13 protein-coding genes are annotated in these 13,656 nt (G+C 44.3%); 10 read left to right on the top strand and 3 right to left on the bottom strand.

Annotated elements, in window-relative coordinates; translation table 11 throughout:
• Positions 1–8: 8 nt before the first annotated feature.
• Complete coding sequence (locus OH461_RS07615; protein ID WP_270020035.1) at positions 9–1,136, bottom strand: acyl-CoA desaturase; 1,128 nt, start codon at positions 1,134–1,136, stop codon at positions 9–11.
• A 176-nt stretch (positions 1,137–1,312) separates the two neighbouring features.
• Here OH461_RS07615 and OH461_RS07620 point away from each other — a divergent pair, with 176 nt between their 5' ends.
• From OH461_RS07620 to OH461_RS07635, 4 genes are all read left to right on the top strand, one after another.
• The gene (locus OH461_RS07620; RefSeq protein ID WP_270020036.1) at positions 1,313–1,873 is read left to right on the top strand and encodes a GNAT family N-acetyltransferase; all 561 of its coding nucleotides are present in this window, start codon (positions 1,313–1,315) and stop codon (positions 1,871–1,873) included.
• 96 nt (positions 1,874–1,969) lie between these two features.
• The gene (locus OH461_RS07625) at positions 1,970–3,088 is read left to right on the top strand and encodes an efflux RND transporter periplasmic adaptor subunit (RefSeq protein WP_270020037.1); all 1,119 of its coding nucleotides are present in this window, start codon (positions 1,970–1,972) and stop codon (positions 3,086–3,088) included.
• Positions 3,089–3,098: 10 nt separating this feature from the next.
• Positions 3,099–6,251, top strand: a complete 3,153-nt coding sequence (locus OH461_RS07630) for an efflux RND transporter permease subunit (RefSeq protein ID WP_270020038.1) — start codon at positions 3,099–3,101, stop codon at positions 6,249–6,251.
• Between the two features lie 113 nt (positions 6,252–6,364).
• A complete protein-coding gene (locus tag OH461_RS07635) occupies positions 6,365–7,351 on the top strand; it encodes a CobW family GTP-binding protein (RefSeq protein ID WP_270020039.1) in 987 nt (328 codons plus the stop codon).
• A gap of 69 nt (positions 7,352–7,420) precedes the next feature.
• On the opposite strand, the gene OH461_RS07640 is transcribed toward OH461_RS07635, so the two are convergent.
• Complete coding sequence (locus OH461_RS07640) at positions 7,421–8,563, bottom strand: amidohydrolase (RefSeq protein ID WP_270020040.1); 1,143 nt, start codon at positions 8,561–8,563, stop codon at positions 7,421–7,423.
• Between the two features lie 164 nt (positions 8,564–8,727).
• Positions 8,728–9,672: a ribosome biogenesis GTPase YlqF gene (gene ylqF / locus OH461_RS07645; RefSeq protein WP_270020041.1), complete on the bottom strand. Its 945-nt coding sequence runs from the start codon at positions 9,670–9,672 to the stop codon at positions 8,728–8,730.
• 348 nt (positions 9,673–10,020) lie between these two features.
• Between ylqF and OH461_RS07650 the strand changes: the two genes are divergently transcribed.
• The 6 genes from OH461_RS07650 (at position 10,021) to OH461_RS07675 (ending at position 13,653) form a co-directional block, all read left to right on the top strand.
• Positions 10,021–10,518 (top strand): hypothetical protein, encoded by a 498-nt coding sequence (locus OH461_RS07650; protein ID WP_270020042.1) that lies wholly within the window; start codon positions 10,021–10,023, stop codon positions 10,516–10,518.
• A gap of 24 nt (positions 10,519–10,542) precedes the next feature.
• The gene (locus tag OH461_RS07655; protein WP_270020043.1) at positions 10,543–11,052 is read left to right on the top strand and encodes a hypothetical protein; all 510 of its coding nucleotides are present in this window, start codon (positions 10,543–10,545) and stop codon (positions 11,050–11,052) included.
• A 79-nt stretch (positions 11,053–11,131) separates the two neighbouring features.
• A complete protein-coding gene (locus OH461_RS07660; RefSeq protein WP_270020044.1) occupies positions 11,132–11,329 on the top strand; it encodes an AlpA family transcriptional regulator in 198 nt (65 codons plus the stop codon).
• Positions 11,323–11,799, top strand: a complete 477-nt coding sequence (locus tag OH461_RS07665; RefSeq protein ID WP_270020045.1) for a helix-turn-helix domain-containing protein — start codon at positions 11,323–11,325, stop codon at positions 11,797–11,799. Before OH461_RS07660 ends, OH461_RS07665 begins: the two co-directional genes overlap by 7 nt.
• Positions 11,800–11,812: 13 nt before the next feature.
• Positions 11,813–12,913 (top strand): tyrosine-type recombinase/integrase, encoded by a 1,101-nt coding sequence (locus OH461_RS07670; protein WP_270020046.1) that lies wholly within the window; start codon positions 11,813–11,815, stop codon positions 12,911–12,913.
• Positions 12,914–13,080: 167 nt separating this feature from the next.
• Positions 13,081–13,653 carry a recombinase family protein gene (locus OH461_RS07675; protein ID WP_270020047.1) on the top strand — a complete coding sequence of 191 codons (573 nt, stop codon included), beginning with the start codon at positions 13,081–13,083 and terminating at the stop codon, positions 13,651–13,653.
• Positions 13,654–13,656: the final 3 nt, after the last annotated feature.

A 13,656-nucleotide genomic window follows, 5' to 3' on the forward strand; every position in this document is an offset into this window, starting at 1 on the left:
TCATGCTGTTAGGCGTAGCGGGTGGTCAGCTGTTTCCAAGTTCGTTGCTGGGCTTCGAAGTCGCGCTTAATTTGTTCATATCGAATCATGAGCAGTGAGCGTTCATACTTCGCTTTTAGGTCATTTTTCTTTTGTTCTACTAGCTGTTTACGTATCGCATAGAAATCATTCATTTTGGCGATCAATGCTTCGAATTCTTTGTTTAACGTCTCTTTAAGCTGTGATTTGTCGCCTTTTCGTTCTAAGCGCAGCAAAGCACTGGCGAGAGTTTGTTTAGCTCTTGCTTGCTCAATTTTGATACTTGGCGTGATGCGAAGTTTTTGGGTTAGCCCTAACCATTGGCAGGATTTGATCAGCCATTTGGTTGGGTCGTATTGCCACCAATACACACCATTACGGTAGTCGTTTTCAAAAATATGGTGGAAGTTATGGTATCCCTCACCAAAAGTGAAAAAGGCCAATACACCATTATCGCGCGCGGTGTTCTTGCTAGTAAAAGGTTGGCTTCCCCATACGTGAGCTAAAGAGTTAATGAAAAAGGTCGTATGGTGGCTTAACGTTAACCTTACTACACCAACAATCAGTAACATGCCCCAAATATCATTAAATATCAGGCCAAGTGAGAGCGGAATACCAATATTGGTCAACAAAGCCAGTAAGAGATAGTGCTTGTGCTGCCACATCACAATGTTGTCTTTTTGCAGGTCGCGACAGTTAGTGTAATCAGAATAAGTCGCCTTATTATATTCTCTCAGCATCCAACCTATATGTGAGAACCAAAAACCACGTTTAGCGGAGTACGGGTCTTTGTCATTGTTATCAACATGCTTATGGTGGACACGGTGATCAGAGCTCCAGTGAAGCGCACTGTTTTGCAGAGCAAAAGCACCGCCAATGGCGAAGATGAATCTTAAAGCAGGGTGCGCTTGATACGTCTTATGCGCCCATAAACGATGATAACCCGCCGTAATAGATAAGTTACAAAATGAAAATGCGACGATCAAAGCGATCAAGTGTTCGATTTGGTAACCATAAGTGTACCCATACCATGGGGCAACGATCACCGACAAGGTGAAAGTAGACAAGAATAACAAGATATTTAGCCAGATAAGTGGAGGCTTTGCTTCGCCTGTCATGTAAATGATTCCTTTAAGCTTACAACTGTACGCTAGAATATCAGCGTACACGTGTAAGTCAAATGATGGTTGTAGCAAAATGTTAAGTAAAAGTTCTAGAATGTTTTGCTTTTTCGTCACGATTGAATAGTATGAATGTTGGAATAAATATTTACAGGAAGTAAAAGGGGCTAATAATGGAAATAAAAGTAGCCGAATATAGTGACTATGAGCGTATCGCGCACCTCCATGCGCAGAGTTGGCAGACTTATTATCAAGGCATCCTTGGTGCAAACTATCTGAATAATGATGTGGTAGAAGACCGCTTAGTTATTTGGCAAACTCGCCTAATTAATCCTCCTTTCAATCAACATGTCCTCATCGCCGAAGAGGGTGGGTTACTGTGTGGTTTCATCTGCGCGTTTGGTAACCATGATTTTGAAAAAGGTACGATCATCGATGCATTACATATTGATGAGTCATATCGTGGCCGAGGTTTAGGCGCAAAATTGCTGAATGATATGGCGCAATGGATTGACCAATTTTTCCCTGATAATGGCGTCTACCTAGAGGTGATGGCGGAAAACTATCAAGCTAAAGACTTTTATGACCATATTGGTGGCGAGCATACGCTCGAGCGTTTGTGGGACGCACCATGTGGAAATCAGGTGCCAGAAGTCATCTACACTTGGCCATCTCCTAGAGCTTTACTCGACAATATCACAAGTGAGAAGTGTGTCACTGTAGTAACAAATTGAAACAACTTAGATCTCATGAATTGATACTTCTCGGACAAAAACAAAGTACCGTTAGATAAGTTATTGTAGTTTCAAAACAAATCTAGCGGTTACTTTATGAAAAAAACCATTCTTGCTTCAGCGTTAGTGAGCACGCTGTTCCTTGCAGGTTGTGGCGAGCAACAAGCTCAAAAGCAACTTCCCGCGCCACTTGTCGTGGCTGAACCTGTACTAAGTACTACCCATCAACAAGGCAAATCTTACATCGGTCGCGTAGAAGCGGTAGAAGATACCAATATTACAGCTCAGGTATCTGGCTATTTGCAGCAGCGCCACTTTGACGAAGGACAAATGGTAGAAAAAGGTCAGCTTCTATTTACCATTGAACCATCTTCATTTGAAGCGCAGTTAGCCAGCGCAAAAGCCTCACTGGCTCAGGCTAAAGCAAGTTTGAAAAAAGCTCAGCTAGACTTCAATCGCGGTAAAAACTTATTGCCTAAAGGCAGTATCTCTCAATCAGAATTCGATAACTTAACCGCAGTGTTGTTGGGTGCTGAATCGCAAGTTGAATCGGCTAATGCTCAGCTAAAACTGGCTGAAGTTAACCTTTCATATACTGAAATTCGTGCGCCATTTTCTGGTCGTATTAGTTCTAGCCAAGTGAGTACCGGTGATTTGGTTTCGCCTCAATCGGGCATTTTGACTACGTTAGTGAGCTTAGACCCTGTGCATACAAGCTTTAGTGTGAGTGAGCGAGAGCGCTTGCAGCTGGGTATGGATAAGGTCAAAGGCGATGGTAGCGAAGACGCGAGTAACGTTGAGGTTCAGGTCATTTTAGAGAATGGTCAGCCATTCGCTCATCTCGGTGAGCTTGATTACCTAGGTAACCGCATTGACTTGAATACAGGCACGCTCGCCATGCGCGCAGTGATTCCAAATCCAGAACATCAACTTCTCCCTGGTCAACATGTTCGTGTTGAACTGCGTGAGAAAGCACCAACTGACGTATTGGTTGTACCGCGTCGCGCCGTTCAAACTGACCTTGAAGGCCACTTCGTGATGGTGGTAGCGGATGGCAATGTTGCAGAGCGTCGTAATGTTCAGCTTGGTAAACAACTAGAAAGTGGAATCATAATTCGTGGAGGTCTAAACGCCGAAGACAACGTGATTACCCAAGGCCTGCAGCGAATTCGCAATGGCGTTCCAGTTCGTCTAGATACTAAGCCACAGCAATAACGGGGGCGAAATGCTAAGTCGTTTCTTTATCCAGCGTCCGAAATTTGCGCTGGTAATATCAATTATCCTTACATTAGCAGGTGCGATTGCATTAGCCATCTTGCCTGTTGCTGAATATCCAAAAATCAGCCCGCCGTCTGTCAGCGTTTCCGCTTTCTATACGGGTGCAAGTGCTGAAGTGGTAGAACAAGCCATTGCCGATCCGCTCGAAACCGCGGTGAACGGTGTAGAAAACATGATTTACATGTCTTCTAAGAGTGCGAATGATGGTTCATACAGCTTAAACGTGACGTTTGATGTTGGTACCGATCCAGACATGGCTCAGGTAAACGTTCAAAACCGCGTGTCACAGATCGAGTCTAAGCTTCCTCAAGAAGTGCGTATGGTTGGCATCACGGTGAAAAAACGTTCACCAGACTTGCTAATGGTGCTGAACTTCTATTCACCAGACGGCCGTTACGATGACCAGTTCTTAATTAACTACATTAACCTAAACGTGAAAGACCAGCTGGCGCGCGTTAAAGGTATTAGTGAGGTTAACGTTATTGGCGGTGGTGAATACGCAATGCGTGTGTGGTTAGACCCTGAAAAGATGGCTAACCTCAAACTCACCACAACGGATGTTTACGCAGCACTGGCTGAGCAGAACGTTCAAGTTGCGGCAGGTCGTGTTGGCGCTGCGCCATACAATAATACCCAAGAAGTTCAGTTTAACCTCGTGACCAAAGGGCGTTTGGAATCGGTCGGTGAATTCGAGAATGTGGTATTGCGTGCAAACCAAGATGGTTCAACGGTTTACCTAAAAGACGTCGCTCGTGTTGAACTGGGTAAAAAGTTCTACGATGGCAGCGGTAAGTTCCGCGGTCAAGACGCGTCTATCGTCGCTTTGTCATTACAATCTGATGCGAACGCGCTAGAAAGTGGCCAAGCGGTAATGGACTTGCTTGATAACTTGAGCGTTAACTTCCCTGAAGGAATGGATTACGAAACCAGTTACGACACAACCGTTTTCGTTGCTGAGTCGATCAAAGGGGTAGTAAAAACCCTTATCGAAGCGATCTTGCTGGTTATCGCCGTTACGTATCTATTCTTAGGTAGTGCGCGCGCCACGTTAATTCCAGTCATTGCGATTCCGGTGTCTTTGATTGGTACGTTTGCTGTGATGCAGATGACCGGCTTTACCATCAACACAGTGACCTTGTTTGGTTTGATCCTTGCTATCGGTATTGTGGTGGATGATGCCATATTGGTTATCGAAAACGTTGATACCAAGATGGCGAATGATCCGAGTCTTACACCGCGTAAAGCGACCTTGCTGGCGATGAAAGATGTAACCGGTCCTATCATTACCTCAACCTTAGTTCTGTTGGCTGTGTTCTTGCCTGTTGCAATGCTCCCGGGCATTACCGGTATTATGTATCGCCAGTTTGCTCTGACTATCTGTATCTCAGTAGTGATCTCATCCATCAACGCATTAACGCTGTCTCCAGCGCTGTGTTCTTTGGTGCTTAAACAGGGTGGTGGTAATACGGCGAACTGGTTTAAGGCGTTTAACCGAGGCTTGGACAAAGTCACCCATCGCTACGGACAAATAGCAGGCTTCTTAGTTAAGAAGACATTGCTACTGGTTGGTTTCTTTATCGTAGCAGTCGCTGCGGTATCCATGTTTGCCAAAACAACGTCTACCGCGTTTGTACCGCAAGAAGATAAAGGTATCTTGCTTGTTAACGTGCAACTGCCAGACTCGGCTTCTCTGTCTCGTACTGAAGAAGTGACTGAAGAGCTCATCACTATGGTTGAGCAAGAACCGGGCGTGGATGGCGTAACGGTTGCGAATGGCTTTGCCTTCATGACAGGGGCTGCTGCATCTAATGGTGCGTCGTTGTTCATCAAACTTCATGATTGGGAAATGCGTAATGGCTTAGATGGTGACCATTCTTCTAATGCGATTGCACAACGCATTAATGGCCGTGCGGCGATGCAATTGCCACAGGCTGTTGTGTTTGCCATGGGGCCTCCAGCGGTTCCGGGTATGGGTGCTGCTTCGGGTTTCGAGTTCGTACTTGAAGATACGTTAGGCCGTAGCCGTACTGATCTAGCAGTGGTGATGAACCAGCTAATCGAAGAAGCGAAAAAGCAGCCTGAAATTGCGTTTGCATTTTCTACTTTCCGCGCGAACGTTCCTCATTACTATGTAGATATCGACCGTGAAAAAGCGCAGCAGCTAGGTATTCCACTAGCGAGCATCTTCCAGACGCTACAGGGTAACTTAGGCTCGTTGTATGTGAATGACTTTACTATGTTTGGTAAGAACTTCCGCGTGACGATGCAAGCTGACAGCGAACACCGCAGCAGCATGGATGACTTAGAGCGATTCCATGTACGTTCATCAAGTGGTCAAATGATTCCACTGAGTACGCTTGTAAGCTACGAACAGATCTTTGAACCCGACGTAGCGTGGCGTTACAACATGTACCGTTCGGCAGTGATTCAAGGTCAACCGGCTCCGGGTTACTCAAGTGGTGATGCGATTGCCGCGATGGAACGCGTAGCGGCTGAGTTCTTGCCACAAGGCTACCAATATGAATGGACAGGTATGGCTTACCAAGAAGTTCTAGCGGGTAACCAAGCGATTTACGCATTTGCTCTGGCATTGATCTTTATTTACTTGTTTATGGTGGCTCAGTACGAGAGTTGGAGTATTCCTCTGGCGATTATCTTGGTTGTTCCGGTCGCGACATTAGGCTCATTCTTAGCGTTGAACTTAACTGGTACACCACTCAACTTATACGCACAGATAGGTTTAGTCTTGCTCATAGCCTTAGCGGCGAAGAACGCAATTTTGATTGTGGAATTCGCCAAAGTTGAGCGTGAAGAAAAAGATGAAGAGATCGACAAAGCAGCGGTTCAAGGCGGTAAGCTACGTTTCCGCGCGGTAAACATGACGTCATGGTCGTTTATCTTAGGTATATTCCCACTTATCTTCGCCAATGGAGCAGGGCATATCAGTCAAAACTCGCTGGGTATCTCGTTAGTGGGCGGCTTACTTTGTGTGTTGCTCGCCGGTACTTTCTTGATCCCGGGCTTCTATGCCATGGTTCAACGTCAGCGTGAAAAAGTACACGGTGGCAGTACCAAGCTAGAAGTATTAGATGACGAATAAAAGCTATCGAAATTAAACCAAGCCTGCAGCTAACCCTGCTGGCTTTTTTAGTTCTATTCATCTTGATTTTGTTAGGTATACTCAAGTGATTAACGTTGTGGAGAACAAAAACAATGACAGCAAGAGTGCCAACCAACATCATTACCGGTTTTTTAGGCGTCGGTAAGACCACCACCATTTTGAATTTATTGCGTGATAAGCCTGAAAACGAAAAATGGGCTGTGTTGGTAAATGAATTTGGTGAAATTGGTATTGATGGCGCGATGCTGACTGACCAAGGCGCTCTAATCAAAGAAGTGCCGGGCGGTTGTATGTGCTGCACCGCAGGCGTGCCTATGTCTGTTGGTATCAACGCGTTATTACGCCAGAAGCCTGACCGTTTGATCATTGAGCCTACGGGGTTAGGCCATCCGAAAGAAGTCATCGCGACACTGACCTCTGAACAATACGAGAAATACGTCGATCTTAAAGCAACGATTGCCTTGCTTGACCCTCGTAACCTTTCTAATGAGAAATACACGTCTAATCAGAACTTCAATGATCAGTTAGACAGTGCCGATGTCGTGATTGGCAACAAAATCGATATGTGCCATGCCTCGGATGTGGATGCATTTAATGACTGGGTAACCGAGCAAGCGCCGCCTAAAGTGTTTAGCAAGTTGGTGAAAAACGGCGAGCTGCCAATTGAAGTGTTAGATATTGAGCGCGTGTTTGGCTCATCTTCTACCCATGTTGAAGCGCATCATCATCACCATGCGAGCATGGAACCTCAATTTGAGTTACCTCATGGTGAGGCGTTTATCCGCAGAGAAAACAAAGGCCAAGGCTATTTCAGCTGTGGCTGGTTGTTTGGTGCAGAATATAAGTTCGATTTTGATCAACTGTTTTCGATGTTATCTGATTTAACCGCAGAGCGAGTCAAAGCCGTGGTAAATACCGATAAGGGCTGCTTTGCATTTAATGTGGCAAACGGTGTGGTCTCGGTTAATGAGTTAAGCCTAGAGGGGTTTGAATCTCGCCTTGAAGTGATTGATTCTCAGCTAATGCCATGGGATCAACTCGAACCTGTGTTACTGAAATTGGCGGGTATCCCAACCTAAGTTAGGTAAGTTTAACTGAATATGATAATCGAAGCCGCGTTTGATACGCGGCTTTGTTTTGCGCCCAATTTAAGACGGGTTATGCAGCTCATCGACAATGGCTAAAAACAGCGAACTTGCGGTGTTAAGGATCTCATCTGGGAAGTCATAGTCAGGGTTGTGTAGCTCAGGATGGTGCTCGCCACTTCCAATACCAAATAATGCGCCCGGAGCATGTAATAGGAATTCGGCAAAGTCTTCCGACCAACGCATTGGTTGGTCTAGCTCATGGATGTCAAGATTGAGTTTTTTGGCACGGTTACGAACCACATCCACATGGGCTTTAGAGTTAACCGCGGCATTAAATGGTTCGTGCCAACTGTGGCTTATTGAGAGTTTAGAGCTTTGTTGAATGTGACTAAGCTTACTGATTAACTGCTGCTTCATATCATCAAACGCTTGGTTTGATTCGCTTCTCAGCGTTGCCATTATTTTGCCTGCGCCAGCTGAAACTCCGAATGCTTCTTCACCTAATTGAGCATTAACAATAGTGACCAAAGTAAAAACGTTTGAATATTGATTCGGTAGGTTTTGTAAGAACGCTAATATCTCAATAAACTCATTAATAGGGCTGATGCCATTTTCTGGATAAGCAGCATGAGAGGTTTTGCCTTCTAGCTTAATGCTGATGCCAGTCGAAGCGCATGAGAAGGTTTGCTCTTTTACGACAATCTGATGCTTCGGTCTGCCCGGTAAATTGTGATAGGCGAAAACATTGTCAATCGCTTGGTTTTTTAACGCAGCATGGCTAATCATCGCAGCGGCTCCGACGCCAGTCTCTTCCGCAGGCTGAAAAAGTAGTATGACTTTGCCCGTTTTTGGCGGTGTTGCGCGAAGTTGCTGCGCGACTTTAAGTAACGAGGTGGTGTGTCCATCATGGCCGCATGCGTGCATCACGCCGATGTTTTTCGATACATGCTGATGATTCGATTTTTCTAACACCGCGACGGCATCAAAGTCTGCTCGTAGTAGGGTTGTTTGACCTTCAAAACCACTATCAATAATGCATATTACGCCATGTCCTCCAACGTCTGTGATTGGTTGCAGTTCAAACTCAGTTAATTGGTTAGCGATCAGCTTAGCAGTGTTGGCTTCCTTACCCGAAAGCTCAGGTTGTTGGTGGAGTGATTTTCTAAATGCCGCAGCGTCAAATGGTGGAGGTTGAATACTCATAACGTGCCTTAATGATGACCTTTACGCGGGCATGGTAACGTATTCAAACGGTTGTAATTGCTTGTTTGCGCACAGTTTTGTGTATGAGGGTTAGGAGGGATAGATAAAGAAAGAGCGACATGATGTCGCTCTTGTAGATTTGATTCTCGCTGATGTGAAACGACTTAACGCTTGTTTTTTAAGTAACGCTTGCGTCGTTCTTCTTTCTTTTTCGCTTTTTCTTCTGCGCGGCGAGCAGCTTCAATCTCTACTTGAATTAATTCTTCTGTGATCATCTCTGGTTTTTCAAGAGTCACTTGACCCAGAGTGCCACTGCGAAGTTCGTGCAGCAGAATTTCAGATGCTTTGTGCAGATCAACGCGACCACCAGAGCGAAGAGCTCCACGACGACGGCCAATCTCTTCCATCAGTTCAATATCAGATTCAGGCAGTTCTTCAATTTGGTAGCGATCTTGAAGCTTCTCTGGGTAGGCTTGAGCTAGATATTCTACGGTGTAGAACGCCACTTCATCGTATTCCATCGCCGTATCTTTTACTGCGCCAGTCGCCGCAAGGCGGAAACCACTGTGAGGGTTTTCTACTTTTGGCCACAGAATTCCCGGAGTGTCAGACAACACAATGCCATTTTGCAGGTTAATGCGTTGCTGGCGACGTGTTACCGCAGGTTGGTTACCAGTTACCGCGATTGTGCGACCCGCTAAGCTGTTGATAATGGTCGATTTGCCCACATTCGGAATACCCATAATCATGGTGCGAATGTTTTTACCAATTTCTTCACGGTGCGGTGCGAGCTTACGCACTAGCTCCATGATTTTATTAACTTCTTGAGCTTGTGAAGTCGTAATCGCAATGGCTTTTACGTTGTGCTCTTTCTCAAAGTGGTCAATCCAAAGTTGAGTGAGTTCTGGATCGGCAAGATCGCGCTTGTTTAGAACCTTAACAACGGGTTTGTCGCCTTTGAGCTCTGCGATCATTGGGTTTTCGCTACTGAAAGGAATGCGTGCGTCAAGCACTTCGATGATGACATCGATTTGAGGGATCGCCTCTGCAATCTCTTTTTGAGCCTTGTGCATGTGGCCCGGAAACCATTGAATTGTATTGTTAACCATTTGAATACCTTGGTTTTAAATTTTTTAAATTGGTTTGTGGGGTACAACATGGGGTACAAAAATATTTATTTTATACACAGACTATGAGTCAGCACAGTTGTGGGGACCACCAAACACAAAATTCATAATTGAGATGATCTTAACACTTTATTGGATGCGGTGTAATTAATAGGAGATTAATCGTCAATGAAAATCATAGTTATGATGCTTGATTGATATTGATTTGAGCAATATTGGCTACTGAACAGTCGTACAATCGCCAAAATCTTAAAAATCATAGTCCTATAGTGTTTGTTACGTTACTTTTGCGTTCTACTTACGGGTGGCTGAAAAGGGCGAAAGTACTAAATGAGTAAATTACTAAAGGTAAAGAAATACTTAACAATTGAAGAGGCAGCCGTAACTCTGTCAAATTCGTTAGAAGAACCTGTAAAGGTCTCAGATATCTATGATTTGGCACTAGAGAATGAGATAACTATTTCGATTCGACTCGCAAACAAAGCATTCGCAGTTGGTGGTCGGTACGTCAATCTGGAAGGGCACGAGACAGGCAAGTTTAAGGCTGATACTGATTTACTGACGGGTGAATCACTAGATGTCGCGTATTCTGTTTCTGCGAGCGATGCGCTTTTGGTTGAAGAAGGGAAGTGGCTAGTCTTTGACGACGAGATTATTGCTATCGATGGGGTATCGGACTTAGCAATGATTGGCGTAGAGCGACAGATAGTTCATGGGTTATATCAAAATGAAGTTGGAGGAGCGTTACCCAAGCCATCAGGGTCTAGAAGTTTTTTAGTCGAGCGTGGAGACGTTATCTATAAGCTCAAAACGAGTTTGCCTCTCTAACTAAATGAAGCCAACAGTTCTGCGTTGCAAATAAGACTGACCGATCTGCTCGAATCTAAGGGACTTACCTACAGTAACATTCTTGATAATCCGTATGCATTGGATAATTTAAGTGATGATGAGTTGGAAGAGTATTCACAGCTTACTTTGACTCTATCTGATGACGACCTCGAAGAATCAGAAGAGATAAAACTGTCTGAACAGCTAATCGGATCTGATGAACACCTTATTCTTGACGACTTTAGTTACCAGTTCGTCATTCGAACAAATGAACTCACCCGTTTTGTTCAGTCTTTAGACGATGATATGCCGCAATCAACCCAAACAGATAAACCTTTGGGTTCAAGAGAGAGAAACACCCTCCTTACCTTGATTGGAGTGTTGTCAGAAGAGGCGGGTATAGAGTTGTCTGTGCGGGGAATTACTACTTCAATCCAATACATGATGGATAAAAAAGGTATCGCAATGTCTGGTGAAACTATTCGAAAGGTAATCCGACAGGTAACAGATGTAATGGAAAGTAGGAGCAATTAGCAAAAACCTAATTAGGCTTTCACTACACGTAAATTCAATAACCTTCTGGTCATCTTATAACGAACCAGAAGGTTTTTTTATGTCTAGTAAGATCATTCGTTTACCAGTAGTTATTCAAAAGACAGGCTTATCACGTAGCACCATTTATTTACGTATGTCTAAAGGAACGTTTCCTCAGTCTATATCGCTAGGTGAGCGTGCTATTGGATGGGTAGAAGAAGAGATAGAACAGTGGGTGCTGCAGCGCATTTTGGATAGCAAGAGTACGGAGTGTTAACGAGTGAAAAACGATTGAATCCCAAATTAGCCAAGATCCACCGTAGTTATACTGTCGAGGAGGTAGCGGAGTTGTATGGAGTTCACAAGGGAACAGTCCGAAACTGGATCAAGAGTGGTTTACCTGTCTACAACGAAGTTCGTCCGCTCCTAATTTTGGGGACTGACTTAAGGCTGTTTATTCGTAAGCATCGCGTTGGAAATAAGCGTCAATGTAAGAGTTCTGAGCTCTTTTGTTTGAAGTGCAGAGTACCACGAACACCAACTCCCGATTCGTTGAATTTCATGCAATTGCCGAGTGGTACAGGACGGGTATTTGCTATATGCAGTGAGTGCGGCTCAAAGGTTAATAAGTACTTTAGTTGGAGGCGTTTGGAGAACGTTCGTAGTGAGTTGCTGGTGGAAAGTACCGTTAGCACAAAAACACATAAGTATGAGGGGGTGTCCTCTCCTGAATTGTACCTAGCATAGAGAATTTAAGACCATGAAGAAAAACAACGCACACAACGTTCGCGCAATCCGTAGCTATTGCGAATTTCTGAAAGAAGCCAAGCGCCAAAGTGAGGCGTCAGTTGATGGTGTGACTAAGGCAGTCAACCGCTTTGAGGAGTACACCAAATATAAAGATTTTAAGCAGTTTCATCGTAAGCAAGCGGTTGGCTTTAAAAAATACCTGCTGGAGCAAAAGAACGTGGTTACAGACAAACCATTGAGTAAGGCTACGGTGCATACAGCCTTGCGCCACCTGAAGACGTTTTTTCAGTGGTTAGCATTACAAAACGGATATCGTTCCCGAATAAACTACAGTGACACAGAGTATTTTAATCTGTCTGAAAAAGACGCCCGCATTGCTAATGCGCGTCGGAAAAAGCCTGTGCCAACGGTTGAACAAGTTACTCAAGTACTAGAGGCAATGCCGTGTATGACTCACATCGAAATGAGAGATAGAGCGTTGGTCGCTTTTACATTATTGACTGGAGCGCGGGATAGTGCAGTGGCTTCATTAAAGCTAAAGCATATCTGTATTTCCGAGCAAAGCTTGTATCAGGATGCCAGAGAGGTGAAAATCACGTACAGAAAAACATTTTCGACTTACTTTTTTCCTGTAGGAGAACAGCCGCTGAAAATTTTTACTGAGTGGATTAGCTATCTGGAGCATGAATTATTATTTGTGGCAGATGACCCGTTGTTTCCTAAAACTAAGGTGAACAACAGTCGAAGCCATAAGTTTGAGGCGATGGGATTGACCAGAGAGCACTGGACAACAGCAGGGCCGATACGTCGAATCTTTAAGCAAGCATTCAAGACGGCAGGATTGCCGTATTATAACCCGCATAGCTTTCGCAATACACTCGCGAGATTGGGAGAAAAACTATGTAGTAATGCTGAAGAGTTTAAAGCATGGAGCCAAAATCTTGGGCATGAAAGGGTTTTAACCACATTCTATAGCTATGGTGATGTTGCTGACTATCGACAAGCGGAGCTGCTCAAGAAACTAGCCCAGTCAAGTACAGACATACCTTCAGATCTGAAGGAGCAGTTTGAGCAATTTAAGGCATTTCAAAAAATGATGTCAAACAAATAACGCGTCCCTTTTATTAACCGAATAGGCTGGTATCAACAAATATTCGTATGTTGATACCAGTTTTGCAAATCTTAATTTGGTATCATAAAAGTAGGGTGTTTCCTTTGTGATGCCAAATCTGTATGATACCCCTATATTTGATACCAAACTAAAGCCCAGAGCGACCAATGCGTATATTTTCTTACTGTCGTGTATCGACAACCGAACAAACAACCGAGAACCAAATATTAGCCATTCGTCAAAAAGGCTATGAAGTATCTGATTCTAGAGTTATCAGTGAAACTGTCTCAGGCTCAGTCGAAGCTATGAAGCGCGAAAAGTTTAAAATGTTAGTCAGTCATCAGTTGGAAGAAGGAGACATGCTAGTGGTGTTAAAGCTCGACCGTTTGGGTAGAGATAATGTTGACGTTCAAAACACAATTAACCGTCTAACAGAAAAAGGGATTAAGGTGGTTTGTTTAGATCTACCAGTAGCAGATCTTTCAAGTGCTGAAGGGAAGCTAATGCTACAAATGTTCTCTGCTTTTGCTGAGTTTGAGAGAAATCGTATCAGGGAGCGAACTAAAGAAGGAATTGAGCGAGCCAAAGCGCAAGGGAAAAAGCTAGGTCGCCCTGCCGCCCACCAAACAACACAATTGGTGCTAGACAAAAAAGCTGAAGGCTTGTCACAGTCAAAAGTTGCGTCAGCGTTAAACCTTGGTATCGCCACAGTAAAAAGGCATTGGAATAAGTCTTTGTAAGTC

It is taken from the genome of Vibrio sp. LaRot3, from assembly GCF_027587025.1.
Lineage (GTDB): Bacteria > Pseudomonadota > Gammaproteobacteria > Enterobacterales > Vibrionaceae > Vibrio.

Excerpts from the sequence above, each read along its gene's own strand:
- OH461_RS07615 (WP_270020035.1), bottom strand. The coding sequence starts at position 1,136 with ATGACAGGCGAAGCAAAGCCTCCACTTATCTGGCTAAATATCTTGTTA.
- OH461_RS07620 (WP_270020036.1), top strand. The coding sequence starts at position 1,313 with ATGGAAATAAAAGTAGCCGAATATAGTGACTATGAGCGTATCGCGCAC.
- OH461_RS07625 (WP_270020037.1), top strand. The coding sequence starts at position 1,970 with ATGAAAAAAACCATTCTTGCTTCAGCGTTAGTGAGCACGCTGTTCCTT.
- OH461_RS07630 (WP_270020038.1), top strand. The coding sequence starts at position 3,099 with ATGCTAAGTCGTTTCTTTATCCAGCGTCCGAAATTTGCGCTGGTAATA.
- OH461_RS07635 (WP_270020039.1), top strand. The coding sequence starts at position 6,365 with ATGACAGCAAGAGTGCCAACCAACATCATTACCGGTTTTTTAGGCGTC.
- OH461_RS07640 (WP_270020040.1), bottom strand. The coding sequence starts at position 8,563 with ATGAGTATTCAACCTCCACCATTTGACGCTGCGGCATTTAGAAAATCA.
- ylqF (WP_270020041.1), bottom strand. The coding sequence starts at position 9,672 with ATGGTTAACAATACAATTCAATGGTTTCCGGGCCACATGCACAAGGCT.
- OH461_RS07650 (WP_270020042.1), top strand. The coding sequence starts at position 10,021 with ATGAGTAAATTACTAAAGGTAAAGAAATACTTAACAATTGAAGAGGCA.
- OH461_RS07660 (WP_270020044.1), top strand. The coding sequence starts at position 11,132 with ATGTCTAGTAAGATCATTCGTTTACCAGTAGTTATTCAAAAGACAGGC.
- OH461_RS07670 (WP_270020046.1), top strand. The coding sequence starts at position 11,813 with ATGAAGAAAAACAACGCACACAACGTTCGCGCAATCCGTAGCTATTGC.
- OH461_RS07675 (WP_270020047.1), top strand. The coding sequence starts at position 13,081 with ATGCGTATATTTTCTTACTGTCGTGTATCGACAACCGAACAAACAACC.